At 70.5% G+C, this 24,190-nt stretch carries 27 protein-coding genes; 17 read left to right on the forward strand and 10 right to left on the reverse strand.

Annotation, left to right across the window (positions count from 1 at the left end; translation table 11 throughout):
• Nucleotides 1–25 precede the first annotated feature (25 nt).
• Together HWX76_RS27910 and HWX76_RS27915 are read right to left on the reverse strand one after the other, a co-directional pair.
• On the reverse strand, nt 26–1,231 hold the full coding sequence (locus tag HWX76_RS27910; RefSeq protein WP_089488309.1) for an MFS transporter: 1,206 nt from the start codon (nt 1,229–1,231) through the stop codon (nt 26–28).
• Between the two features lie 528 nt (nt 1,232–1,759).
• Nucleotides 1,760–2,671, reverse strand: a complete 912-nt coding sequence (locus HWX76_RS27915; protein ID WP_050015155.1) for a LysR family transcriptional regulator — start codon at nt 2,669–2,671, stop codon at nt 1,760–1,762.
• A 161-nt stretch (nt 2,672–2,832) separates the two neighbouring features.
• Here HWX76_RS27915 and HWX76_RS27920 point away from each other — a divergent pair, with 161 nt between their 5' ends.
• On the forward strand, nt 2,833–3,753 hold the full coding sequence (locus tag HWX76_RS27920; protein WP_089488628.1) for a pyridoxal-phosphate dependent enzyme: 921 nt from the start codon (nt 2,833–2,835) through the stop codon (nt 3,751–3,753).
• A 251-nt stretch (nt 3,754–4,004) separates the two neighbouring features.
• Here the strand turns inward: HWX76_RS27920 and HWX76_RS27925 are convergent, their stop codons facing one another.
• Both HWX76_RS27925 and HWX76_RS27930 read right to left on the reverse strand, forming a co-directional pair.
• Nucleotides 4,005–5,198, reverse strand: a complete 1,194-nt coding sequence (locus HWX76_RS27925; RefSeq protein WP_089488629.1) for a DUF2242 domain-containing protein — start codon at nt 5,196–5,198, stop codon at nt 4,005–4,007.
• Between the two features lie 115 nt (nt 5,199–5,313).
• Entirely contained in the window at nt 5,314–6,207 is an 894-nt protein-coding gene (locus HWX76_RS27930) for a LysR family transcriptional regulator (protein WP_089488310.1), read from the reverse strand.
• Between the two features lie 110 nt (nt 6,208–6,317).
• Between HWX76_RS27930 and HWX76_RS27935 the strand changes: the two genes are divergently transcribed.
• Nucleotides 6,318–7,073, forward strand: a complete 756-nt coding sequence (locus HWX76_RS27935) for a TerC family protein (protein ID WP_176016665.1) — start codon at nt 6,318–6,320, stop codon at nt 7,071–7,073.
• Nucleotides 7,074–7,163: 90 nt separating this feature from the next.
• The gene (locus HWX76_RS27940) at nt 7,164–7,466 is read left to right on the forward strand and encodes a zf-TFIIB domain-containing protein (RefSeq protein WP_089488312.1); all 303 of its coding nucleotides are present in this window, start codon (nt 7,164–7,166) and stop codon (nt 7,464–7,466) included.
• 112 nt (nt 7,467–7,578) lie between these two features.
• On the opposite strand, the gene HWX76_RS27945 is transcribed toward HWX76_RS27940, so the two are convergent.
• Together HWX76_RS27945 and HWX76_RS27950 are read right to left on the reverse strand one after the other, a co-directional pair.
• The gene (locus tag HWX76_RS27945) at nt 7,579–7,989 is read right to left on the reverse strand and encodes an Hsp20/alpha crystallin family protein (protein WP_089488313.1); all 411 of its coding nucleotides are present in this window, start codon (nt 7,987–7,989) and stop codon (nt 7,579–7,581) included.
• Nucleotides 7,990–8,005: 16 nt separating this feature from the next.
• Nucleotides 8,006–8,446: an Hsp20/alpha crystallin family protein gene (locus HWX76_RS27950; RefSeq protein WP_050015166.1), complete on the reverse strand. Its 441-nt coding sequence runs from the start codon at nt 8,444–8,446 to the stop codon at nt 8,006–8,008.
• 247 nt (nt 8,447–8,693) lie between these two features.
• Here HWX76_RS27950 and HWX76_RS27955 point away from each other — a divergent pair, with 247 nt between their 5' ends.
• Entirely contained in the window at nt 8,694–9,611 is a 918-nt protein-coding gene (locus HWX76_RS27955) for a 3-hydroxyacyl-CoA dehydrogenase NAD-binding domain-containing protein (RefSeq protein ID WP_124639052.1), read from the forward strand.
• A gap of 37 nt (nt 9,612–9,648) precedes the next feature.
• On the opposite strand, the gene HWX76_RS27960 is transcribed toward HWX76_RS27955, so the two are convergent.
• Both HWX76_RS27960 and HWX76_RS27965 read right to left on the reverse strand, forming a co-directional pair.
• The gene (locus HWX76_RS27960; protein WP_050015169.1) at nt 9,649–9,933 is read right to left on the reverse strand and encodes a DUF4148 domain-containing protein; all 285 of its coding nucleotides are present in this window, start codon (nt 9,931–9,933) and stop codon (nt 9,649–9,651) included.
• A 171-nt stretch (nt 9,934–10,104) separates the two neighbouring features.
• Nucleotides 10,105–10,953: a LysR substrate-binding domain-containing protein gene (locus tag HWX76_RS27965; protein ID WP_012328224.1), complete on the reverse strand. Its 849-nt coding sequence runs from the start codon at nt 10,951–10,953 to the stop codon at nt 10,105–10,107.
• A 330-nt stretch (nt 10,954–11,283) separates the two neighbouring features.
• Between HWX76_RS27965 and madL the strand changes: the two genes are divergently transcribed.
• The 11 genes from madL (at nt 11,284) to HWX76_RS28020 (ending at nt 20,046) form a co-directional block, all read left to right on the forward strand.
• A complete protein-coding gene (madL, locus tag HWX76_RS27970) occupies nt 11,284–11,679 on the forward strand; it encodes a malonate transporter subunit MadL (RefSeq protein ID WP_006485307.1) in 396 nt (131 codons plus the stop codon).
• 11 nt (nt 11,680–11,690) lie between these two features.
• Entirely contained in the window at nt 11,691–12,458 is a 768-nt protein-coding gene (gene madM, locus HWX76_RS27975; RefSeq protein WP_027808885.1) for a malonate transporter subunit MadM, read from the forward strand.
• A gap of 131 nt (nt 12,459–12,589) precedes the next feature.
• On the forward strand, nt 12,590–14,236 hold the full coding sequence (gene mdcA / locus HWX76_RS27980; RefSeq protein ID WP_050015171.1) for a malonate decarboxylase subunit alpha: 1,647 nt from the start codon (nt 12,590–12,592) through the stop codon (nt 14,234–14,236).
• 10 nt (nt 14,237–14,246) lie between these two features.
• A complete protein-coding gene (gene mdcC / locus HWX76_RS27985) occupies nt 14,247–14,561 on the forward strand; it encodes a malonate decarboxylase acyl carrier protein (protein ID WP_006485317.1) in 315 nt (104 codons plus the stop codon).
• Nucleotides 14,558–15,493 carry a biotin-independent malonate decarboxylase subunit beta gene (locus tag HWX76_RS27990; RefSeq protein ID WP_050015173.1) on the forward strand — a complete coding sequence of 312 codons (936 nt, stop codon included), beginning with the start codon at nt 14,558–14,560 and terminating at the stop codon, nt 15,491–15,493. Before mdcC ends, HWX76_RS27990 begins: the two co-directional genes overlap by 4 nt.
• Nucleotides 15,480–16,187, forward strand: coding sequence for a biotin-independent malonate decarboxylase subunit gamma (mdcE, locus tag HWX76_RS27995; RefSeq protein ID WP_176016666.1), 708 nt, complete (start codon nt 15,480–15,482; stop codon nt 16,185–16,187). Before HWX76_RS27990 ends, mdcE begins: the two co-directional genes overlap by 14 nt.
• The gene (gene mdcG, locus HWX76_RS28000) at nt 16,174–16,842 is read left to right on the forward strand and encodes a malonate decarboxylase holo-[acyl-carrier-protein] synthase (RefSeq protein WP_176016667.1); all 669 of its coding nucleotides are present in this window, start codon (nt 16,174–16,176) and stop codon (nt 16,840–16,842) included. The genes mdcE and mdcG overlap by 14 nt, the downstream gene beginning before the upstream one ends.
• Entirely contained in the window at nt 16,839–17,705 is an 867-nt protein-coding gene (gene mdcB / locus HWX76_RS28005; protein ID WP_176016668.1) for a triphosphoribosyl-dephospho-CoA synthase MdcB, read from the forward strand. The genes mdcG and mdcB overlap by 4 nt, the downstream gene beginning before the upstream one ends.
• Nucleotides 17,702–18,634, forward strand: a complete 933-nt coding sequence (locus HWX76_RS28010; RefSeq protein WP_176016669.1) for an acyltransferase domain-containing protein — start codon at nt 17,702–17,704, stop codon at nt 18,632–18,634. The genes mdcB and HWX76_RS28010 overlap by 4 nt, the downstream gene beginning before the upstream one ends.
• Nucleotides 18,635–18,751: 117 nt before the next feature.
• Nucleotides 18,752–19,273, forward strand: a complete 522-nt coding sequence (locus tag HWX76_RS28015; RefSeq protein WP_050015179.1) for a phospholipase D-like domain-containing protein — start codon at nt 18,752–18,754, stop codon at nt 19,271–19,273.
• Between the two features lie 125 nt (nt 19,274–19,398).
• Nucleotides 19,399–20,046 (forward strand): phosphoribosyltransferase family protein, encoded by a 648-nt coding sequence (locus HWX76_RS28020; protein ID WP_176016670.1) that lies wholly within the window; start codon nt 19,399–19,401, stop codon nt 20,044–20,046.
• 7 nt (nt 20,047–20,053) lie between these two features.
• Here the strand turns inward: HWX76_RS28020 and phaZ are convergent, their stop codons facing one another.
• Entirely contained in the window at nt 20,054–21,271 is a 1,218-nt protein-coding gene (gene phaZ, locus HWX76_RS28025) for a polyhydroxyalkanoate depolymerase (RefSeq protein WP_176016671.1), read from the reverse strand.
• A 166-nt stretch (nt 21,272–21,437) separates the two neighbouring features.
• On the opposite strand from phaZ, the gene HWX76_RS28030 reads away from it, so the two are divergent.
• Nucleotides 21,438–22,067, forward strand: a complete 630-nt coding sequence (locus HWX76_RS28030) for a glutathione S-transferase (RefSeq protein ID WP_050015185.1) — start codon at nt 21,438–21,440, stop codon at nt 22,065–22,067.
• A 181-nt stretch (nt 22,068–22,248) separates the two neighbouring features.
• Nucleotides 22,249–22,446: a hypothetical protein gene (locus HWX76_RS28035; protein ID WP_050015242.1), complete on the forward strand. Its 198-nt coding sequence runs from the start codon at nt 22,249–22,251 to the stop codon at nt 22,444–22,446.
• 107 nt (nt 22,447–22,553) lie between these two features.
• Here the strand turns inward: HWX76_RS28035 and proP are convergent, their stop codons facing one another.
• Entirely contained in the window at nt 22,554–24,044 is a 1,491-nt protein-coding gene (proP, locus tag HWX76_RS28040) for a glycine betaine/L-proline transporter ProP (RefSeq protein ID WP_050015187.1), read from the reverse strand.
• Nucleotides 24,045–24,190 lie beyond the last annotated feature (146 nt).

A 24,190-nucleotide genomic window follows, 5' to 3' on the forward strand; every position in this document is an offset into this window, starting at 1 on the left:
CCCGGTAGTCCGGGCTTCCCCGCGCTTACGAATTCGCGGTGGCCGGCGAGCGGCGGCGCTGCGTGACCTGCAGCATGACGAGGGCGAGCCCGGCGGCGGCGATCAGCGCGCCGACGAGCGGCACCGCCGCGTAGCCGAACCCGGCCGAGATCGCCGCACCGCCGGCGGCGGCGCCGAACGCGTTGCCGAGGTTGAACGCGCCGATGTTGACGGCCGACGCGAGGCCCGGCGCTTCATGGGCCGCGCGCATCACGCGCATCTGCAGCGGCGGCACGACCGCGAACGTCGCGATCCCCCAGACCAGCAGCGTGACGGCGGCGCCCGCGTGGGTCGCGGCGAGCAGCGGGAACGCGGCCATCGTCGCGATCAGCAGCAACAGGAAGCCGATCAGCGTGCCGTCGAGCGAGCGGTCGGCGAGGCGCCCGCCCGCGATGTTGCCGATCGAGAAGCCGACGCCGATCAGCACGAGCATCGCGGTCACGAAGCCGGGCGTGGCGCCCGTCAGGTGGGCGAGCGTTGGCGCGACGTACGTATAGAGCGTGAACATCGCGCCGGCGCCGAGCACCGTCGTCGCGAGCGCGCCGAGCACGACCGGGCGCGTGAGCACGGAGAGTTCGGCGCGCAGGTCCGGCATCTTGCCGGCTTCGCCCTTCGGCAGCGCGGCGAACAGGCCGGCGATCGCGACCAGGCCGAGGCCCGCGGTCGCCGCGAACGACATGCGCCAGCCGATCATCTGGCCGAGCCAGGTCGCGGCCGGCACGCCGCCGACGTTCGCGATCGTCAGCCCCATGAACATCGTCGCGACCGCGCTGGCCTGCTTGTCGCGCGGCACGAGGCTCGCCGCGACCACCGAGCCGAGCCCGAAGAACGCGCCGTGGTTGAGGCTCGTCACGAGGCGGGCGAGCAGCAGCGTCGTGTAGTCCGGTGCGGCGGCCGACAGCAGGTTGCCGATCGTGAAGATCGACATCAGCGCGATCAGCGCGGAGCGGCGCGACCAGCGCGCGAGCAGCAGCGTCATCAGCGGCGCGCCGACCATCACGCCGATCGCATACGCGCTGATCAGCATGCCGGCTTGCGGAATCGACACGTGCACGCCGTCGGCGATCACGGGCAGCAGGCCCATCGGCGAGAACTCGGTGGTGCCGATGCCGAACGCGCCGGCGGCGAGCGCCAGCAGCGGCAGCGCGGCGCTGCCGCCCGGACGGGACGGAGAGGAAGTCGTGGGGTTCACGCGGCGGGCTCCTGTAAGCGGGGGACAACGGCACGAAGCCATTGAGGACAGCCCGAAGTGTGCCTGCATTACTTTTGCGGAAAAAGCCGCATCCGGACGAAATTATCTTGATTTCATGTCAATAATGCGGCGTGTGTGGGGCGTGACTCGACGCGCAACAGGAAAAAAGCCCCGACCACAGGGGGTCCGTGGCCGGGGCGGAAACGCATCCTCTCTTTGGCACGAGGAATTGGATGCGCGGGCAGTATATTTCGGGCCAGGACGATTCGAATCGGCGTTAAACGGCCGTTTTTGGTGTCAATTTGAAAATAGCGGCGTCGTGACGCCGTCCGTCGGCGTTCTGAAAGATTTTTCGGTGGCACGGCGGCGTCGTTCAGTGCTCAAAAACAGCGAAAACGGCGAAAACGGCGAAAACGGCGAAAACGGCGAAAACGGCGAAAACGGCGAGATCGCGGAGGGCGATTCCGTCCAGCGGCCGGCGCTGCAAGTTGCATCGCCCGATCGCGCGGCGAGGCATCCGGCGTACGTTCAGCCCGGTTCGCCGGCCGCGTCGCGGACCGCCGCGAGAAACCGCGCCACGACGGGCGACGGGGCTGCCGCCGCGCCGTCGAACACGAACTCGATGTCGAAGCGGCTCGCGAGCGCGTCGAGCGCGACGAGCCGGACCGTGCGCGGGCAGGTCGGCGACGCGCTTTCCGGCACGAACGCGCAGCCCATGCCGGCCGCGACGAGGCCGATCAGCGTCGGGATGTCGCTGCCGACCTGCGCGATGCGCGGCGTGAAGCCGGCCTGCTCGCACTGCGTCATCAGGAACCGGTGGTGCGCGGCGGAGCGCTGCGCATCGAACCAGACGAACGGCTCGTTCGCGACGTCGGCCAGCGTGCGCGGCGCGACGAAGCGGCCGCCCGGCGGCGCGGGCATCGCGAGCACGAAGCGGTCGCTCAGCAGCCGCACGCCCGTCAGGTGCGGCGCTTCCTCGCGACGCCACGCCATGATCCCGGCGTCGAGCTGGCCGCGCATCAGCGCGCTCGCCTGTTCGGCCGACAGCATCGGCGCGATCGACAGTTTCACGTCCGGGCACGCATCGCGAAACGCCTTGAGGACGTTCGCGACGACCGGCAGCGGCAGGCAGTTCGGCAGCGCGCCGAGCCGCAGTTCGCCGAGCTGGCCGGCCGCGCTGCGCAGCGCGCGCTCGCGGCTGTCCTGCAGCATCGCGAGCAGGCCGGTCGCATCGTGCAGGAAGCTCGTGCCGGCCGCCGTGAGCGTGACGCCCGTCGCGCGACGAATCAGCAGCGGCGTGCCGATCGCGTCCTCGAGTTCGCGGATCTGTCGCGACAGCGCGGGTTGGACGATGCCGGCCGCACGGGCGCCGGCCATCACGCTGCCGGCCTGGGCGACGGCGACGAAGTAGCGCAGGTGACGCAGTTCGATCTGGCGCATGCGGTGTGGGGTCTGATGTGTGGATATGCCTGTGAAGCATAGCAAACGCCATTCGATGGTATTGGAAAGCATGGCAGGCCTGCCGTACGATGACCGTCATTGCCGAATGCGCGTCGTTGCGCGTCGTGTGCGTTTCCTCCGTCCTCATTGCGTTCCGTCCCATGCCGCTTCATATCCCGACTCCTTATATCCGCTCGCCGATCGCATCCCGCCGGCTCGGCACGACCATCCGGCTGAAGCTCGAGGCGCTGCAGCCGTCGGGTTCGTTCAAGCTGCGCGGCATCGGCGCCGTCTGCGAGGCGCGGCACGCCGCCGGCGCACGGCGATTCGTGTCGTCGTCGGGCGGCAACGCGGGCATCGCGGTCGCGTACTGCGGCCGCGAGCTCGGCGTGCCGGTGCGCGTCGTCGTGCCGGAAAGCACGTCGGCGCGGGCGCGCGAGTTGATCCGCGTCGAAGGCGCGGAACTCGTCGTGCACGGCGCGAGCTGGGCCGAGGCGAACGCGTTCGCGCAGTCGGCGCTCGACGCGCACGACGCGTTCGTGCATCCGTTCGACGATCGCGTGCTGTGGCAGGGCCACGCGACGATGATCGACGAGATGGCGGCGGCCGGCCCGAAGCCCGACGCGGTCGTGCTTGCTGTGGGCGGCGGCGGTCTGCTGTGCGGCGTGCTGGAAGGGCTGGCGCGCAACGGCTGGCACGACGTGCCGGTCGTCGCGGCCGAGACGGAAGGCGCCGACTGCTATGCGCGCTCGGTCGCGCAGGGGCGTCCGGTCGAACTGGCGGCCATCTCGAGCATCGCGACGACGCTCGGCGCGAAGCGGCCGTGCGACGCGGCGGTCGAATGGGCGACACGCCACGCGATCCATCCGGTCGTCGTGTCCGACGCCGACGCGGTGGCGGCGTCGCTGCGGTTTCTCGACGAACACAGGATCGTCGTCGAGCCCGCGTGCGGCGCGGCGCTGGCCGCGCTGGAGCGGCCGGTGCGGGTGCTCGCGTCGGCCGCGGACATCGCCGTGATCGTCTGCGGCGGGGTGGCCACGACCGCCGAGGATCTGCAGACGCTGCGCGCGACGTTGCGGTAGGCGAGTGCGCGGGTGAGCAGCGCACTCGCGAGACGGCGGATTGCTTGCGATTGTCGCGCGCGGTGACGGCGGGTCTGGCGCGTGCATGGCGAACCGCCACGCGTCGACGTTGCCTTACCGTCAATCCCGCGCGACCATGCGCGGTCGACGCACGGCCGGATGGGCGGAAACGACTTCAGGAACGTTGCGGAAGGGGGGCGTGTCGTCGCGCCGCGCCGCATGCGGCCGGGCGCGACGATACGGGAGCGCGATCAATTCGCGATGGGTGCGCTCGCGCCGGACGGCGTGGACGATGCGACGGGGTTGGCGGTAGCCGGCGCAGGCGATGCGCTTGACGGCGCCGATGCCGATGCGGGCGTGGATGCCGCTGACGAAGGCGCGGCCGAGGACGACGACGGCGTAGCGGTGGCCGCGGCTGTTGCCGGCTCCGACAGAGCCAGGGGCGGGGAAACCGGCGCGGCCGTCGAACCGGAGGTCGACGAAGGTGCCGGCGCGGTTGCCGGACCGGAAACCGGCTTAGGCGCCGAAGCTGGCGCAGCAGACGAAGCGGGAGCGGGAGCCGGGGTCGATGCAGGCGCCGGGCCGGCAGCCGAAGCCGGCGCAGGCGCAGGCGCAGAAGCGGCCGCGGGTGCCGCCCCCGAGGCCGGCACCGGCCCGGACGCCGCCGTCGGCGCCGCGGCGCGCATCGCAGCCGGCGCCGCGATGGCCGATGCCGCGGCCGGCACGGCATTCGCGCCCGACCCCGGCGCGACACCCGTCGCCGACAGCGGCACCGGCGCCGCGGGCGGCGTCGGCACGACCGGCGTCGTCATCTTCATCGGTTCGCCCTGCGGCGTCGGCGCGGGCTCGGGCAGCGGCGCGACGGGCTCCTTCTCCGCGGCCTTCACGGTCGCGCGGTCGCGGCGCGCCGGGTCGATCTTCAGGAAATGGTCGACGAGCGTGAAGAAGCGTTCATAGAACACGCCGGCGGGAATCGTCTCGCTCGCGGTCTTGACGAGCGCGTCGTCGCTCGACCCGATCGGCAGCGACAGCGAGCCGAACACGCTCAAGCCCACGCTGGCCGACGTATTCGATTTCTTCAGCGTATAGCGGTCCTGCACCGCGTTCACGTACGCGATGCTCGACGCGCCGTCCGCCGTCGCGTCCGCGCACACGACGTGAAACTCGATCACGACGTGCATGTCGTTGCTCGGCTGGAAATTCTTGCTGCCGTCGACCGCGTCGTTGCGCGACGACGACACCACGTAGCCCTGGCTCAGCAGCGCGCGCCGGGCGGCCTCGCAGGCCGCGTCGGATTTCGAGTGGAACGTATGCGCATACGGGCTGCTGGTCGCGTCGAACTGTTCCTGCTGGTAGATCGGCTTGGGCGGCGACGAGCATGCCGCCAGCACGGCCGCGGCCGCGAGCGCGCACGAAACGGAAAACAGGCGAAATCGGTTGTGCATGGCGTCTTTCAGAAGGCTCGGCGAGAGGCGGCGCAAGGGGAGTGCCCGGATTGATGCGGCGCACATCTCGTATGGCCGGGGCGACATTATAGTTTCGTTTGGTGTCGCGCTCGCTTCAGTCGGCCGGCGCGCCGCGCGCCGCGGCCAGCAATTGCGCCGTCAGCGGATGATGTTCGCCGCGCCGGGAGCGGATCGCGTGGATCTCCTCGGTCACGTCGCCCGCGCGCCCGAGCCGCCTGAGCCCGCGCAGCAGCGACGCATCGTTCGCGCCGAGTTCGCTCAGCGGAAACACGCCGAGGCCGCGCGCCGCGAACACGGCCATCAGCGCGCTGTCCTCGAACTCGCCGGCCACGCGCGGCACGATCCGCGCGCTTTCCAGCCACAGGTCGAGACGCGCGCGCAATGCCGAATGCGCAGTCGGCAGCAGCACCGGCAGCTCGGCCAGGCAGTGCGGATAGCGCTGCCGCGCGGCCGGCGTGACGAGCGCCGCGGGCCCGTACCAGTCGACCGGCGACGCGACGAGCCGCTCGCTCGTCACGCGCAGGTTCGACCCCGATGGCGCGCCTTGCCCGGCCAGCACGAGATCCAGGTGATGCAGCGCGAGTTCCGCGAGCAGCGCGTCGTGCTCGCCTTCGTGGCACAGCAGCCGCAGCGTGGGCGTGTCGAGCACCGGGGCCAGGATTGCGTGCGCGGCGAGCTTGGAGATGCCGTCCGCGAGGCCGACCGCGAGCCGCACGGTCGGCTGGCTGGCCGCCGCGCGCACGTCGTCGGGGATCAGCCGGCCCATCTCGAAGATGATTTCCGCGCGCGCAAAGGCGGCCTGCCCGGCGTCGGTCATCGCGACGCCGCGCCCGGCCGGGCGCAGCAACTGGTGGCCGAGCGCTTTCTCCAGCTCGCGCACCTGCGCGCTGATCGTCTGCACGGCCATGTCCAGCCGGCCGGCCGCGCGCGCGAAGCCGCCTTCCTTCACGACGACCCAGAAATAGTACAGATGGCGAAAATTCAGCATCGGCGCGCGATATATCGAAAAAACCGAACTCAAAGTCAGATTCTCGCTGATTTTTCCGAAGTACGGGGCGGCATATCATCGGGCTTTCCACTTTCGTATCGGCCCATCCCATGGACTACCTGCTGACGCTTGCCACCGACCCCGCCGTCTGGGCCGCGCTCCTGACGCTCGTCGTGATGGAAGTCGTGCTCGGCATCGACAACCTGATCTTCATCTCCATCCTCAGCAACAAGCTGCCCGAAGCGCAGCGCGCCCGCACGCAGCGCCTCGGCATCGCGCTCGCGCTGGTGATGCGCCTCGCGCTGCTCGGTAGCGTCGCGTGGATCGCGAGCCTGACCGAACCCGTGTTCACGCTGTTCGATCATGCGTTTTCGTGGCGCGACATGATCCTGCTGTCGGGCGGCCTGTTCCTCGTGTGGAAGGCGACCACCGAGATCCATCACCACGTGTCGCACGACGGTGACGGCGCGGGCGGCGCCGCCGGCGCGGCCGGCCTGACGATGTGGGCCGCGATCGGCCAGATCGTGATGCTCGACATCGTGTTCTCGATCGACAGCATCGTGACCGCGATCGGCATGACCGAGCACGTTCCGATCATGTTCGTCGCCGTGATCGTCGCCGTGAGCGTGATGCTGTTCGCCGCGCAGCCGCTCGCGCGTTTCATCGACCGCAACCCGACGATCGTGATGCTCGCGCTGTCGTTCCTGGTCGTGATCGGCATGACGCTGATCGCCGAAGGGTTCGGTTCGCACGTGCCGAAGGGGGACATCTATGCGGCGATGGCGTTCTCGGCGTTCGTCGAGGGCATGAACATGCTGGCGCGGCGCGCGAAGGCGAAGCGTGCGGCGCACGTGGCGCGCGACTGAGCCGGCGCGCGGGATGCCGGCCGCCGCGGCGGCCGGTTCGCGCGCCTCGTACGGAATCCGGATGAAATTCGCACGGAAAGGAGAAACGCGATGAAATGTCCTGTCTGCAAGACGCCCGACCTGCTGATGGCCGAGCGCCAGTCGATCGAGATCGACTACTGTCCGACCTGCCGCGGCGTGTGGCTCGATCGCGGCGAGCTCGACAAGCTGATCGCACGCGAGACCGGCGACGCGCCGGCTCGCCGCGATGCCGCGCCGGCGCAGCACGACGCGCACGCGTCGCGCGAGCGCGACGACGGCTGGGGCCGCGACGGCCGCTCGCACGACGATCGATACCGGCACGACGGCCGGCGCCGCAAGAAGTCGGTGTTCGACCTGTTCGATTTCGATTGAATCTGAAGTCCGTGCGTTTGAGCGCGCACGGCCCGATGCAAAAAAGCCCCGCCCGGCATCACGCCGGAGCGGGGCATTTTCATGCGCGTCGCGTCAGCACACGCGTCGACCCTTACGCATTGCCGGCCGTCACGTCGATGCGGCGCGGGCGCGTTTCCTCGCGGCGCGGGATCGTCAGCGTCAGCACGCCGTCGCGCAGGTTCGCGTCGATCCGCGACGTGTCGAGATCGGCGCTCAGCACGAACGACCGTGCATAGCGCGTCGCGCGCACTTCCGCGTGTCGCACGCGCAGGTCGGCCGGCGTGTCGAGTTGCGTCGCGGCTTCGATCGTCAGCGTCGTGTCGTGCACCTTCACGTCGAGGTTCTCGCGCGGCACGCCGGGCAGGTCGGCCCGCAGCGTGACGCCGCGCGCGTCCTCGACGATGTCGACGGACGGGGTGATCGCGGGCCGGCGCGCGGCTTCGGCGGCGGCAGCGTGAACGGTGCTCGGGTGGCGTTCGGCCAGGGTCGGGTTCGTGTTCATGTCGGTATCCTGAAGATTACTGAATGGTGATCGCACGCGGCTTCGATGCTTCGCGCCGACCGACGCGAATCAGCAGGCAGCCGTTCTCGTAGCGGGCGCTGACCTGCTCGGGGGCCGCGTCGCGCGGCAGTTCGACCACGCGGCGGAACGCGCCGTGAAAGCGTTCCTGCGCATACGTGCGCACGTCGTCGCCTTCGGTGCGCGGCGCCGGTTTGCGCTCGCCGCTGATCGTCAGCAGGTCCTTGTCGATCGACACGTCGAAGTCGGCCGCGGCCATGCCGGGTGCGAACGCGACGATCTCGATCGCATCGTCGGTGGCGCCGACGTTGAGCGCGGGAAACGCGCCGGCGCGCCCCGCACGGATGCCGGACGGCCGTTCGCCGAGCAGGCTCGCCATCTGCCGCTGCACGCGGGCGAATTCGTCGAACAAGTCGTAGCCGTGATGGATACCGCTCATGTTGGTCCTCCTGAACAGGGAACGCGGGAGACGTGACGGCGCGACGCCTGCGGCGGGCGCGACGGGTGGCTCCACGGGGTCGATAACGGGGGCGGTGCGTTGCATGCGGCACTGCCCGACGACGCTTAATTAGTGGCCGCCGCCGCGCATTTCAAGAGGGAATTTGCAATCGGCGTCGACGCGTGCGCAGGGGATTCGATGCGACAATCGCCGCGACATATCCGCAGACCAACCACACGGGACAACCATGGACATTCGACGTATCGCGATCGTCGGCGCCGGCGTGATCGGCGCGAGCTGGGCCGCTTTCTACCTGACGCAAGGCTTCGACGTCGTCGCGACCGACCCGGCGCCGCAAGCCGACGCGCGGCTGCGCGACGCGCTCGCCGCCTTCCTCGGCGAGCGGGCCGCCGAACCTTCCGCGCGGCTGTCGTTCGACGCCGATCTCGTGCGCGCGCTGGACGGCGTCGACTTCGTGCAGGAGAACGGCCCCGAGCGGCTCGACCTGAAGCGCGCGCTTTACCGCCAGATGGACGACGTGCTGCCCGCGCACGTGCCGATCGCATCGAGCTCGTCGGGCCTGAAGATGTCCGAGATCCAGACCGCGTGCGCGAAGCATCCGGAGCGCTGCCTGATTGCGCATCCGTTCAATCCGCCGCACCTGATTCCGCTCGTCGAGCTGGTCGGCGGCGACGCGACCGGCCAGGACGTGATCGCGCGCGTGAAGCAGTTCTACGATGCGCTCGGCAAGCAGACGATCGTGCTGAACAAGGAGATGACCGGCCACGTCGCCAACCGGCTCGCGGCCGCGCTGTTCCGCGAGGTGTATCACCTCGTCGGCGAAGGCGTCGTGAGCGTCGCCGATGCGGACAAGGCCGTCGCGTGGGGCCCCGGCCTGCGCTGGGGACTAATGGGGCAGTGTCTGACCTATCACCTTGGCGGCGGCGCGGGCGGGATCGCGCATTTCCTCGAACACCTGTCGGGGCCGATCACGAGCTGGTGGGACGACCTCGGCACGCCGTCGTTCGATCCGGAAGTCGATCGCAAGCTGACCGACGAGCTGCGCGCGATCCAGGGCGAGCGCTCGATGCAGGAACTGGCGGCGGAGCGCGACCGGTTGCTCGTCGAGCTGATCGACGCGCGGCGCCGCAGCTTCCTGCCCTGATCCTCATCCGGTCGCGCCAGCGCAGTGGCGGCGCCGGTCATTGCTGCGACATCGCCTGGCTGGCGGGCGGCGTGTGAGCCAGCCACGTGGGGCTCACGGCCTGCACGAGTTCGCGGTTGCGCGCACGGGTCGCGGCGTTCGGCGGGTAGTTGCCGTCGTTGGTCGGCAGTTCGCCGTCGAGATAGGCCTGCTTGAGCTGGTCGATGACTTCCGCGCGTGTCAGGCCTTGTTGTGCGGGGGCCGACGCGTCGGTCTGGGCAAAGGCGGGGGACAGCAAGGCGGCTGCAGTGGTCGCGACGGCGAATCGCAGGACGTTCTTCATGGCGGGCTCCGATCAAGGGGATGGGGTGCCGGACGCGCGCGGCGATGCGCGGTGCGTTCGGATGGGGCCCATTGTCGCGAGCGGGTGCTGCGCGGACGATGACGCGTTCCGGGCAAAGCTGTCAGGTGCCGCTGGATGCGACCGCGCCCGCGTGCGGTGCCCGCCGTGCCGTTACAACTCGGCCGCCGCCGTGATCAGCGTGGCTTCGAGCGCGAGCGTCGAGCGCGACGCGGCCGCCGGGCGATCGATCACGTATTCGAGTTCGCCGAGTTCCGGCAGCCCCGCATCGAGCCGCGCGAGCCCGGCCGGGATCACGTAGCCGGCGAACGCGCTGACGCCGAGCCCCGCGCTCGCGGCCGCCCGCAGCACCGCGATGCTGCTGCTCACGACGGCGATCCGGTACGGCCGCCCGACGGCCTCGAGCGATTCGAGCACGCGGCGGCGCGACACGCTCGGCTCCGGATGCATCGCGAGCGGCAGCACGGCCTCGTGGCCGGTGATCCGCGAATCGGGGCCGGTGCACCAGTACAGCGGTTCGCTGCGGATCACGCGGCCGCGCCGGCTGCCGGCGATGCGCTTCGCGAACACGAGATCGTGCCGGCCCTCGTCGAGCGCGTCGAACAGGTCGCCCGACAGCCCGGTCGAGATCGCGAGCTCGACGTCCGGGTTGCGCTGCACGAAGCTCGCGAGCGCGGCCGTCAGGTGCGCCGACGCGAAATCCTCCGACATTGCGAGCCGCACCTTGCCCGACAGCGGCGGCCCGCAGACCGACGTGACGGCCTCGTCCATCAGTTCGAGGATGCGCACCGCGTAGCGGAACAGCGCGTCGCCGTGCTGCGACAGGTGCACGTTGCGCGTGTCGCGCTCGAACAGCGGCCGGTCGAGCAGCTCCTCGAGCCGGCGGATATGCTGGCTGACAGTCGACTGCGACAGGTTCACGCGCTCGGACGCGGCGGTGAAGCTGCCGGACTGGGCGACGGCGACGAAGCTGCGCAGCAATTCGGGCGGTAACGGACGCATTGCTAAATCCACTGAATCGGTTTCGACAACTTCATAAATGGCCGGATTTTGCGGCGCTAGTATCGGATCACGCGCCAGTGCGGCCTCCGCAAACGAGGGGCATCGGACGCGTAGCCCGTGTCGCGCCGCCGGCTGCACCAATCAGTCTAAGCCATCCGGCGTCCGGCCCGAACCCGCATCATCCCATCGACCCCCGAGAACGCGCTCGCACGACGAGCCGCCGGGCCGCGGCGCCCCGCCGCAGGAGACAGACAGTCCGCCCGGGATCGGCGTGCGGGCCTGGCTCCCGCACGCGTCAGGCGCCCGTCACGAAGAGACTGGAGACGACTCATGATCATCTACGGAACCGCGCTGCTGGCGTTCTGCCACCTGGCCGGACTGTTCCTCGGCGACCTGCTCGGCAGCGCGATCGGCGTGAAAACCAACGTCGGCGGCGTCGGCATCGCGATGCTGCTGCTGATCTGCCTGCGCCTGTGGCTGCACCGGCGAGGCTGGCTGCCGAAGGAGACCGAGGCGGGCGTCGGTTTCTGGGGCGCGATGTACATCCCGGTCGTCGTCGCGATGGCCGCGAACCAGAACGTCGTCGCCGCACTGAAGGGCGGGCCGGTCGCGCTGCTGGCCGCGGTCGGCGCGGTCGCGATCTGCGCATGCTGCATCGCGGTACTCGCGCGCACGGGCCGCGACGACACGGCCTTCGCGGGCGTGCCGCAATTCGAAGAACAATAACGGAGGCCGCCATGCTGCAGATGCTCGAAAAAACCGTCGCCCACAACGGGCTCGTCGCGTCGTTCGCGCTGGTCGGCCTGATCATGTGGCTGTCTTCGATCGCGTCGCGCAAGCTCACGTTCGGCCGCGTGCACGGCTCGGCGATCGCGATCGTGATCGGCCTCGTGCTCGCCTACGTCGGCGGCGCGTTCACCGGTGGCGAGAAGGGGCTGGCCGACGTCAAGCTGTTCGCCGGCATCGGCCTGATGGGCGGCGCGATGCTGCGCGATTTCGCGATCGTCGCGACCGCGTTCGAAGTGCAGCCGACCGAGGCGCGCAAGGCCGGGCTCGTCGGCGTCGTGTCGCTGCTGCTCGGCACCGTGCTGCCGTTCATCGTCGGCGCGTGCGTCGCGCGCGCGTTCGGCTATACCGATGCGGTCAGCATGACGACGATCGGGGCGGGCGCCGTCACCTACATCGTCGGGCCCGTCACGGGCGCGGCGATCGGTGCGAGCTCCGACGTGATCGCGCTCAGCATCGCGACGGGGCTCGTGAAGGCGATCATCGTGATGGTCGGCACGCCGGTCGCGGCCAACTTCATGGGACTGAAGACGCCGCGCTCGGCGATGATCTTCGGCGGGCTCGCGGGCACCGTCAGCGGCGTGAGCGCGGGCCTTGCCGCGACCGACCGCCGGCTCGTGCCGTACGGCGCGCTGGTCGCGACGTTCCATACCGGCGTCGGCTGCCTGCTCGGGCCGTCGCTGCTGTTCTTCACGACGCGCGCGCTGGTCGGCGCGTAGGGCGATGCGACGCGGCCCGCGCGCGGGCCGCATCCATCGCGGCGTCCTCTGAGTCGCATTCTGCAACATCATCAATCGGCAGCGGCGCCAGGCTTAGAATGCCGCTGAATCCTCGAAGCGGAGAACTGTTCATGACCGGATGGAATCACGCGCGGCAGGCGCGCGATGCACGCGTCGCGGCCGGCGCGGCGTACGCGCAGGGCAAGCGGGTCGACGCGCGCGACACCGTCGCGTTGCTCGAAGCGGTGCTGCGGCCAGGCGACCGCGTGTGCCTCGAAGGCGACAACCAGAAGCAGGCCGATCTGCTCGCCACCGCGCTCGCCGACGTCGACAGCGCGAAGCTCCACGACCTGCACATGGTGCAGTCGGGCGTCGTGCTGCCCGAGCACCTCGACGTGTTCGAGCGCGGCATCGCGACGCGTCTCGACTTCGCGTATTCGGGCCCGCAGTCGCAGCGCATCGCGAAGCTGCTGTTCGGCGGCAAGATCGCGCTCGGCGCGGTGCATACCTATCTCGAACTGTTCGCCCGCTACTTCATCGACCTCACGCCGCAGGTCGCGCTGATCGCGGCCGTGAGCGCCGACGCCGACGGCAACCTGTACACGGGCCCGAACACCGAAGACACGCCGACCGTCGTCGAAGCCACCGCGTTCAAGGACGGCATCGTGATCGCGCAGGTCGACCGCATCGTCGACAAGGTGCCGCGCGTCGACATCCCGGGCGATCGCGTGCATTTCGTCGTCGAGGCCGGCCGGCCGTTCTACGTCGAGCCGCTGTTCACGCGCGATCCGGCCGCGATCACCGAGACGCAGATCCTCACCGCGATGCTCGCGATCAAGGGCATCTACGAGCCGTATGGGATCAAGCGCCTGAACCACGGGATCGGCTTCAACACGGCCGCGATCGAGCTCCTGCTACCCACCTACGGCGCGAAGCTCGGGCTGAAGGGCAAGGTCTGCACGCACTGGGCGCTCAATCCGCATCCGACGCTGATTCCCGCGATCGAATCGGGCTGGGTCGAGCAGATCCACTGCTTCGGCTCCGAAGTCGGGATGGACGACTACATCCGCGCGCGCTCCGACGTATGGTTCACGGGCCCCGACGGGTCGCTGCGCTCGAACCGCGCGTTCTGCCAGACGGCCGGGCTCTATGCGTGCGACATGTTCATCGGCTCGACGCTGCAGATCGACCTGTCCGGCCATTCGTCGACGGTCACCGCCGAGCGGATCGCCGGTTTCGGCGGCGCGCCGAACATGGGCAGCGACGCGCGCGGCCGGCGCCATCCGAGCGAACCGTGGTTGAAGGCGGGCGCGGAGGCCGATCCCGACACGCCGGCGGCGCTGCGGCGCGGGCGCAAGCTGGTCGTGCAGATCGGCGAGACGTTCGGCGACAAGAACGTGCCGATGTTCGTCGAGAAGCTCGATGCGCTGAAGCTCGCGGACAAGCTGCAGCTCGACCTCGCGCCGATCATGGTCTACGGCGACGACGTCACGCACATCGTCACCGAGGAGGGCATCGCGAACCTGCTGATGTGCCGCGACAAGGACGAACGCGAGCACGCGATCCGCGGCGTGGCCGGCTATACGGACGTCGGCCGCGGCCGCGACCGGAAGATGGTGGAGCGGCTGCGCGAGCGCGGCGTGATCCGCCGCCCGGAGGATCTCGGCATCGATCCGCTCGACGCCGACCGCCGCTGGCTCGCCGCGCGGTCGATCAAGGATCTCGTGCACTGGTCGGGCGGGCTTTATGCGCCGCCGGCCCGGTTTCGCAACTGGTGAGGAAGAGGGCATGGAACAGTTGAACTATCGCTTCACCGCGCGCGAACGCGCGAAGGGCGAGCAGGCCGCGGCGCTCGTCGGCGTGGTCGCGTCCGGCAATCTCGAGGTGCTCGTCGAGCGCGTGCTGCCGGGCAACGAATGCGAAATCGACATCCGCACCGCGGCGGTCGGGTTCGGCGCGGTGTGGCAGGCGGTCGTGTCGGATTTCGTCGAACGGCGCACGCCGGGCGGCCTGAAGCTGTCGATCAACGACGGCGGCGCGCGACCCGACATGGTGTCGCTGCGGCTCGCGCAGGCCGTGCGCGCGATCGAGGGAGATGCATGATGAGCGACGTGATCCACGACGCACCGGCGTTCGTCGCGAATGCGGCGAGCTGGTACGAAGCATCGGCGCGGCAGCGCATCGACGGGCTGCTCGACGCGGGCAGTTTCAGCGAATTCCTCGGGCCGGCCGAGCGCATGACGAGCCCGCACTTGCCGCTGTTCGGCCTGCCGCAGCAGTTCGACGACGGGATGGTGGTCGGCCACGGCCGGCTCGACGGCCGGCCGGTGTTCGTCGCCGCTCAGGAAGGCCGCTTCATGGGCGGCGCGTTCGGCGAAGTGCACGGCGCGAAGCTCACCGGGCTGCTGCGCGCCGCGCGCGAAGTCGGCAAGCCGGTGCTGATCCTGTTCGATACGGGCGGCGTGCGGCTGCAGGAAGCGAACGCGGGCGAGCTCGCGATCGCCGAGATCATGCGTGCGCTCGTCGAAGCGCGTGCGGCCGGCGTGCCGGTGATCGGGCTGATCGGCGGCCGCGCGGGCTGCTATGGCGGCGGCGGGTTGCTCGCCGCGTGCTGTTCGGCGCTCGCGGTGTCGGAGCAGGGGCGCATCAGCGTGTCGGGCCCCGAAGTGATCGAGACCAATCGCGGCGTCGAGGAATTCGACTCGAAGGATCGCGCGCTGATCTGGCGCACGATGGGCGGCAAGCACCGGCGCTTGATCGGCGGCGCCGATCGCTACGTGGCCGATACGCCCGACGCGTTCCGCGCGGCGGCGCTCGATCTGATCGGTCGCGCGCCGACGTTCGATGCGGCGATGCTGCGCGCGGAACAGGCGCGTCTCGAAGCGCGGGTCGAACGGTTCGGCGGCTGCAACGATGCGCTCGACGTGTGGCGCGCGCTCGGGGCCACCGAGCCGGAAGCGATCCCCGGCATGCCCGACGAAGCATTCGCGAAGCTCGCCGACCAGTTACAGGAGCCGCAGCATGACGCTCGATGAAGTACTGACCTCGCTGTTCCCCAACGGCCATTCGATCGTGCGCAATGGCGGCCTGCTGACGGGCCACGCGGAACTGGCCGGCACGCGCGTCGACGTGATCGGCGTTGCTGACCGCTTGCCGTTCGGCCTCGACGAGGCGCTGACGCTCGCGTCGCGCGTGCTCGACACGGTCGCGCGCGGCGGCGACACGCCGATCGTCGTGCTGGTCGACAGCGACAGCCAGCGGATGAGCAAGCGCGACGAACTGCTCGGCCTGAACGAAGGGCTGTCGCATCTCGCGAAGTGCCTGATGCACGCGGATCTCGCCGGACACCGGACGATCGGCGTGCTGTACGGCCACACGGCCGCGGGGGCGTTCATCGCGACCGCGCTCGCGACCCGCACGCTGCTCGCGGTGCCGGGTGCCGAGCCGGAGGTGATGGACCTGCCGTCGATGTCGCGCGTGACCAAGCTGCCGATCGACGTGCTGAAGGAGATGGCGCGTTCGACCCCGGTGTTCGCGCCGGGGCTCGACAACCTCGTGAAGATGGGCGCCGTCGACGCCGTGCTCGATCCGTCCCGCGCGCTCGACGCGCAGGTCGGCGAATGGCTCGGCAAGCCGGCCGAGCGCGTCGACCGGCGCGCGGCGCGCGGCCGGCCGGTCGCGACCGACGTCGCCGCCCGCGTCGAGGCCCTTGCGCGTGCCGCACGCTGAGCTGCCGCTGCGCCGCCACACGCTCGTCACGCTGACGGCGGGCGGGTGGGGCGCGGCCTTTGCCCACGACCCCGCGCTCGCGGGCGATCCGCTCGTGCGCGCATGGGCCGAACGCGGCTGGCCGCTGATCGTGCGTCGCGCGTCGCCGGATGAAGCCGATGCCGGCCGCGTGCCGCTCGGCCTGCCGCTGCCGCCGCCGGCGGGCAAGCGGCGCATCGCGCTGAACGTGGCCGCCCACGCGCTCGCGACGGTCGGCCCGCTGCCGGCGTTGGCGGACGTACGCTCCGGAGCGCCCGCCGCGTGGCATGCGCCGCTGCGCGAGCTCGATGCGCTCGGCGCGCGCTGCGGCGTGCAGGGCCGCGTGTTCGGCAGCCTCGCCTGGCAGGCGCTGACCGGCGAGCCGTACCTGAGCGCATCGTCCGATCTCGACATCGTGTTCCCGCTGCCGGACGCCGCGTCGCTCGCGCCGTTGCTCGACGGTCTCGCGACGATCGATGCGCGCGCGCCAATGCGCATCGACGGCGAACTGCTGCGCGACGACGGCGCGGGCGCCAACTGGCGCGAACTGCACGCGCGGTTGCCCGAAGTCGCGGTGAAGACCGCGACTACCGTCGAATTGATGCGCGCCGATGCGTTCATCGGGGGCGCGCAATGAACGCCGCGGCTGCCTGCCGCGTCGCGGCGCCGTCCGAGGCCGAGCGCATCGCCGCGCTGGCCGAGCGCAGCCTCGTGCTCGAGATCGACACCTACCCGAAGCCGGGCCTCGTCAGTCACGTCGACACCGGCAGTCACGCGGACATGGATGCCGCGACGTTCACGCGCAGCGCCGTCGTGCTGCGGCCGTACTTCGCGGAACTCGCCGACGCGGGCGCCCGCGACGCCGACATGGCCGTGCTGCGCAAGATCGGCCTGCGTGCCGAGCACGCGATGCTCGCCGCGACCGGCGGCGTCAATACGCATCGTGGTGCGATCTTCGGGCTCGGGCTGCTGTGCGCGGCCGCCGGCCGGCGCACGATACCGGGCGCGCTGCCGGCCGGGACGACGCTCGGTGCGTTCGTGTCGTGCCGCTGGGGCGTCGAGATCCTCGGCGGTCCACGTGTGCCGGACAGTCACGGCGAGCGCGCGAGCCGCCGCTACGGTGTCGGCGGCGCACGTCGCGAGGCGGCCGACGGCTTCCCGACCGTGTATGCGATCGGCTTGCCCGCGCTGCGCCGCGCGCGGCGCGACCTGCCGGGCGACCCGGAAGCCGCGCGCGTCGCCGCGTGCTTCGCGCTGATCGCCGCGCTCGACGACACGAATCTGCTGCACCGGGGCGGGCAGGACGGCCTCGATTTCGCCCGCGCGACCGCCCGTGCGTTCGTCGCGCGCGGCGGCGTGCGGGCGCGCGACTGGCGGCTGCGCGCGGCGGCCGCGCATCGTGCGTTCGTCGCGCGCCGGCTGAGTCCGGGCGGCGCGGCCGACCTGCTCGCGATGAGCGTCTTCGTCGATGCGCTCGAAGCCGAAGGGCACGCGCGATGACGCTGGCCATCCTGTGTTCGGGGCAAGGCGCGCAGCGCGCCGACATGTTCGATCTGACCGGATCGGCGCCGCAGGCCGACGCACTGTTCGCGCATGCGGGCCGGCTGCTCGGCGACGATCCGCGCACGTGGGTCCGACAGGCCGGCCCCGACGCGCTGCAGGAAAACCGGGCCGCGCAGATCCTCTGCACGGTCCAGGCGCTCGCGGCCGCCGCGCTGCTCGACGCTGTGTGGCCACGCCGGCGCTGCGTCGCGGGCTACAGCGTCGGCGAGGTCGGCTCGTGGAGCGTCGCGGGAAGGATCGACCCGCACGAGGCGCTCGATCTGGCCGATGCGCGTGCACGCGAGATGGATGCCGCGAGCGGCGGCGACGAGCGGATGGTGTTCGTGCGCGGCCTGACACGCGCGCAACTGGCGCAGTTCTGCGACGGTCGCGACGCGGCTATCGCGATCGCGAACCCCGGCGATGCGTTCGTGGTTGCGGGGCGGCACGCCGACGTCGATGCCGTGGCCGACGACGCGGCGCGCGCCGGCGCGCTGCGTGTCGCGCCCGTCTGCGTGCGGATCGCGTCGCATACGCGTCGGCTGGCGGCGGCCGTGCCGGCCTTCCGCGCGACGCTGGCCGCGACGCGCGTGCGCCGGCCGTTGGCCGGCACCCGGCTGTTCTCGGGGATCGATGGCGCGTCCGTGCTCGATGTCGACACGGGCCTCGACAAGCTCGCGCGGCAGATCGCGGAGCCGGTCGAATGGGCGGCCTGTCTCGCCGCGTGCGTGGAGGCCGGCGCGACCGCGTTTCTCGAACTCGGCCCCGGGCGCGCGCTGGCCGAGATGGCCGGTGGCGCGTATCCCGCGTTGCCCGCGCGCAGCCTCGCGGATTTCCGTTCCGTCGACGGCGTGACGCGTTGGCTCGCGCGCGTCGCGGCCGGCTGATCGGCGGGGCGAAACCCGGCCCGAAACACAGCGGCCGGGCACCCGTTCCGCACTGTGTGTTGCGTCGGCGCAGCAGCGTCGCAGCCGCCTCTTGTCACGCGAATTGGCGTCGCTACAATGGCGCCCGCCATGAGACCAGCCGCCTTCCTCCTCGCCGCGTTCTGCTGCGCGACGAGCGTCCACGCCAGCCAGATTCCGTCCGACGCCGCATCGGTCGGCACGTACTTTTCGTATGACAACGCAGCGGCCGACGCGACCGTCGATCTGATCGAACAGGCGCAGCGCCGCGTGCTGCTGGCCGGCTATACGCAGGTGCCGCCGACGGTCGCGAGCGCGCTGCGGGCGGCCCGCGCGCGCGGGATCGAGGTGCGCGTCGTGCTCGTGCGTTCGCCGCGCGCGGGCAAGACCAGCGGCGCCGGCTATCTGAAGTCCGCAGGCATCGACGTCGCGATCGATTCGCGGCACGGCGGCCCCGCGTCGCGCTTCGCGATCGTCGACGACAGCGTCGCGCTGACGACGCTGTCCGACGGCGCGGCCGAGCACGCCGACACGGTGAACGTGTTCCGGCGCGCGCCCGAACTCGCGCAGTCCTACGCGCAGTCGTTCTGGCGGCTGTACCGGCAGGCCGCCGGCCTCTGACCCTTTCCCGCGGCGCGTCGCGCACCGGTATGACCCTGCTTGCATCGGCGCGACCGATGAACCATGCTCGTTGACAGGCGTCGGCGCGGGTTGCGCGCGCCCGGCGCAACGGCAGGGAGCCGATCGTGACCGAAAGCAGTTTTGCCGATCGCGCCGATGCCGGCCGCCAGCTGGCCGACGCGTTGCGCGAATACGCAGGGCGAACCGACGTCGTCGTGCTCGCGCTGCCGCGCGGCGGCGTGCCCGTCGCGTATCCGGTCGCGTGCGCACTGCGCGTGCCGCTCGACGTGCTGGTCGTGCGCAAGCTCGGCGTGCCGTTCGACCCCGAGCTCGCGATGGGCGCGATCGCGACGGGCGGCGCGACCCATCTGCAGCGTTCGGTGATCCGCGCGATGGACGTATCGGATGCGCAACTCGCCGACGTGATCGCGCGCGAGACGACCGAACTGCAACGCCGCGAGGCGCTGTATCGCGGCGCGGCGCCGCCGCTGGCGGTGGATGGACGCATCGCGATCGTCGTCGACGACGGTGTCGCGACCGGCGCATCGATGCGCGTCGCGCTGCAGGCGCTGCGCGAGCGCCGTCCGGCGCGCATCGTCGCGGCGGTGCCGGTCGCGCCGGCGGGCGCGGCGCATGCGTTCGACGGCCTGGCCGATGCATTCGTCGCGGTGTCGCAGCCGGCGCGGCTCTTCGGGATCAGCCAGTTCTACGCGCACTTCGAGCAGACGAGCGACGACGAGGTGCGCGCGCTGCTCGACGCGGCGCGCCCCTGACGCGTCGTCACGTCCGACGGTTCCGGCGCGGGCGCGGTCGGCCGGCTTCCGCCAGCGCGAACACGCGTTGCATCGCCGGATGGACGTTGCCGTGCCAGCGTGGCCCCGTAAACAGTCCGTAGTGATCGCAATCGTCGACGTCGACGCGATGGCGCGCGTCGGCCGAGAGGCCGCTGCACAGGCCGAGCGCCGCATGCGTCTGGCCGACGCCCGTGACTGTGTCGCGGGCGCCTTCGACGGTCAGCAGCGCGACGTCGCGCAACGCGGCCGGTTCGACGCGCCGGCCACGCACGCGCCACGCGCCGGTCGCGAGCAGCATGCGCTGGAACACGACGTCGACCGTATCGAGAAAATAATCGGCCGGCATGTCGAGCAGCGCGGTGTATTCGCGCAGCGCCCGCCGGGCGTCGGCAAGCCCGGCCATGTCGAAGCGGGAGGCTGCCAGCGCGTAGGTCTCGATCAGCGCCAGGAAGCGTTGCGGATACATCAGCGCGATCTCGCCCTGTTGCAGATAGGTCGGGAACACGCGGCGGCCATGCCCCGCGAACCCGGGCGGCACGATGTCGATCAGGTGGCGCCGGCACCAGTCGAGCGAATGGGCGGCCGCCGCGGCGCCGAGCGCGCTCGGGTTCAGCCGCGCATCGAGCGGGCCGCCGATCAGCGTGATGCTCGCGGGCGGAGCGAGGCCGCGCGCGGCCCGCAGCGCGAGTGCGCCGAGCGCGGGCACGGTCGCCTGGCACACGGCGACGACGTGCAGCGGCCGATCGTCGTGCTGGAGCGCGTCGACGAAGCCGTCGAGCATCGCGACGTATTCGTCGAGCCCGAAACGGCCTGCCGCGAGCGGCACGTCGCGCGCATTGCGCCAGTCGGTCACGCAAACGTCGCCATCGGCGAGCAGCGTTTCGGCGGTTTCCCGCATCATCACGGCCGCGTGCCCGACGAGCGGCGCGCACAGCAGCACGGTGCGGCGCGCGTCGGCGTGCGCGAAGCGCCGCAAGTCGCAAAACGGCGTGTGCGCGACCACCTGCTCGCCGACGTCGGGCCACGCGAGATCGAAGCCCGGCGGCGCGGCCTGCGGCCCGAGCAGCGGTTCGAACAGGTCGTCGTAGCACGACGACGCGGCATGCGGCAGCGACGCCGCGGGCCAGGCATCGAACGCGTACCGCGTCGCCGCGCGCCATGCGCGCATCCATTCCCGCTGCTGCTCGACGACGGCGTACCACATGGCGGACCCTGGGGCGGAAGGAGCGTGAATATCCATTATGGTCACTGTGGCCGCGCAGCGGGAGGCGGATGTGCGGGCGGCTGATCTGCATCACGCGCACGCTAGGCGCTGCCGCGCGACACTGCTACAGTCGTCGGTCCCATTCCCTCGAAACGGAGCGTTTGCGATGAAACTGATCGGTATGCTGGATTCGCCGTTCGTGCGCCGGGTCGCCATTTCGGCGAAGCTGCTCGACCTGCCGTTCGAACACGAGTCGATCTCGGTATTCCGTCATGTCGAGCGGTTCAGGGCGCTCAACCCGGTCGTCAAGGCGCCGACGCTCGTGACCGACGGCGGCGCGACGCTGATCGATTCGTCGCTGATCGTCGACTATCTCGATCATCTCGCCGCGCAGGAGCGGCGCCTGCTGCCCGACGCCGTCGATGCCCGATTGCGCGCGCTGGTGCCGATCGGGTTCGCGCTGGCCGCCGCCGAGAAAACCGTGCAGTTCGTCTACGAGCAGGCACTGCGGCCGTCGGACAAGCAGCACGAACCGTGGGTCGAACGCGTGCTGAGCCAGCTCGAAGGCGCATACGGCGCACTGGAGCCGCTGGTCGCGGCCACGAACGGCTGGTTCGGCGGCGCGCGGCTGCTGCAGTCGGACGTGACGGTCGCGGTGGCGTGGCGCTTCACGCAGTTCATGGCGGCCGACTACCCGGCGCTGGCGCGGATCGATCCGGCCCGTTATCCGGCGCTCGCCGCCCATTCCGCGCGGGCGGAAGCGCTGCCGGCCTTCGTCGATACGCCGCTCGCGTAGCTTTTGAAGCGGTTCGCCGGGCTGCCGCACGCCGCTGTCAGGCGCCGCTCGCCGTTGTCCGGCAAGCCGCTGCCGATTGTTCTCGGCCGCTGACAAGTGACTTCGCATTCGCGCTGTTTATCCGGACGCGACCGATCCCTAGAATCCACTCCATCAAATCACGCATTGCCAGATGGAGCCGATGATGAAAGCCCTGATTGAATCGAGCCTGTACCACCCGTCCGTCGTGTTGGCGCTTGCCGGGCTCACGCAGCTGATGGTCGAGCGCGATTTCAATCTCGGCCAGGTCGGGATGATCGTCGCGGCGCGCGGTGCGCAGGCAGCCGTGTCACGGTCGCGCGCGCTGATCTTCTGCCGTCACTGCGAAGCGCACGCATGAACGCGCACGCCGACTGAATGAAAAAAGCCCGGCCGGCGCAAGCCGGTCGGGCGGATCGGGTTCGATCGGGCCCCGGCTTCGGCCGGGGCTTTTTCATTGGGCGACGCTCACGCGCGGGCGGGCGTCGCGACGCCGTAGATGTCCGATTCGTCGTCGTCCTCGCGCAACTGGCGCGCGAGCTGGTGCGCTTCGCGGCGCGTCGCGACGGCCGGCGGCGAGCCCTTCAGCGGCTGGCGCGCGGTTTCGGCGAGCGCGACGACCGACACGATGCCGATCAGCGCGGCGCCCATCATGTAGTACGCGGGCATCATCAGGTTGTGCGTCACGTCGACGAGCCATGCGGTCACCAGCGGCGTCGTGCCGCCGAACAGCGACACCGACACGTTGAAGCCGATCGCGAGCGCGCCGTAACGGATCTCGGTCGGGAACAGCGCGGGCAGCGCCGATGGCATCACGCCGGTGAAGCACGACAGCAGCACGCCGAGGATCAGCAGGCCGCCGAACACCGATGCCGTGGTGCCCGTGTGGATCAGCATCAGCGACGGGATCGACAGCACCAGCAGGCCCACGCAGCCGGCGAGCATCACCGGCTTGCGGCCGACCTTGTCGGACAGGCGGCCGGCGTACAGCGTCATCGGCATCATCAGCACCATCACGAGCAGCACCAGCACGAGGCTGTGCGATTCGTCGAAGTGCAGCGTCGACGACATGAAGCTCGGCAGGTACGACAGCACCATGTAGTCGGTCACGTTGAAGATCAGCACGAGGCCGACGCACAGCAGCAGTGCACGCCAGTTGCGCAGCAGCGTCTCGCGGAAGCGCGTCTTCGGCACGGCCTTGTCCTGCGCTTCGCGCGCTTCGGCCTGGCGCTTGAACGCGGGCGTTTCCTCGAGCTTCATCCGGATGTACAGTCCGATCAGGCCGAGCGGCCCGGCGATCAGGAACGGCACGCGCCAGCCCCACGACAGCAGCGCGTCCTGCGACAGCGACGCGGTGAGCAGCGCGACGACGCCCGCGCCCAGCACATAGCCGATCAGCGTGCCGAACTCGAGGAAGCTGCCCATGAAGCCGCGACGCTTGTCGGTCGAGAATTCGGCGATGAAGGTCGCCGCGCCGCCGTATTCGCCGCCGGTCGAGAACCCTTGCACGAGGCGGGCGACGAGCAGCAGGATCGGCGCCATGATGCCGATCGACGCATAGCTCGGGATCAGGCCGATCGCGAAGGTGCCGACGGCCATCATGATCATCGTCGCGGCGAGCACGCGCTGGCGGCCGATGCGGTCGCCGAGCGGCCCGAACACCATGCCGCCGAGCGGACGCACGAGAAACGCGGCCGCGAACGTGCCGAAGGTCGCGAGCAACTGCGCGGACGGGCTGCTGGACGGGAAGAACACCTTGCCGAGCGTGACGGCGATATAGCTGTAGACGCCGAAATCGAACCATTCCATCGCATTGCCGATGGCCATCGCGCTGACGGCGCGCTTGAGCAGGCTCTGGTCGACGACGGTGATGTCATCCGCGGCGAGCGGGGCTTCGCCGGACGGCGAAGCGGTGGAAGAGACAGCGGTCGGGCTGACGTGTGTTGCGGTCAAGGTCATGCACTCCTTTGACAGCGCCGGAACGGGCAGGGCCGTCCGACACGGTTTGCCGGCGAGCGCGGTGTCGTGTGCTGCGCGTCGGGGCAGACCTTTAAGCACTTACTGCGCAGGGGGCAGCAAAGGGCCAAGGGGTTGCTTCGACGCGG

Source organism: Burkholderia sp. BCC0398, assembly GCF_902833245.1.
Classification (GTDB): Bacteria; Pseudomonadota; Gammaproteobacteria; order Burkholderiales; family Burkholderiaceae; genus Burkholderia; species Burkholderia sola.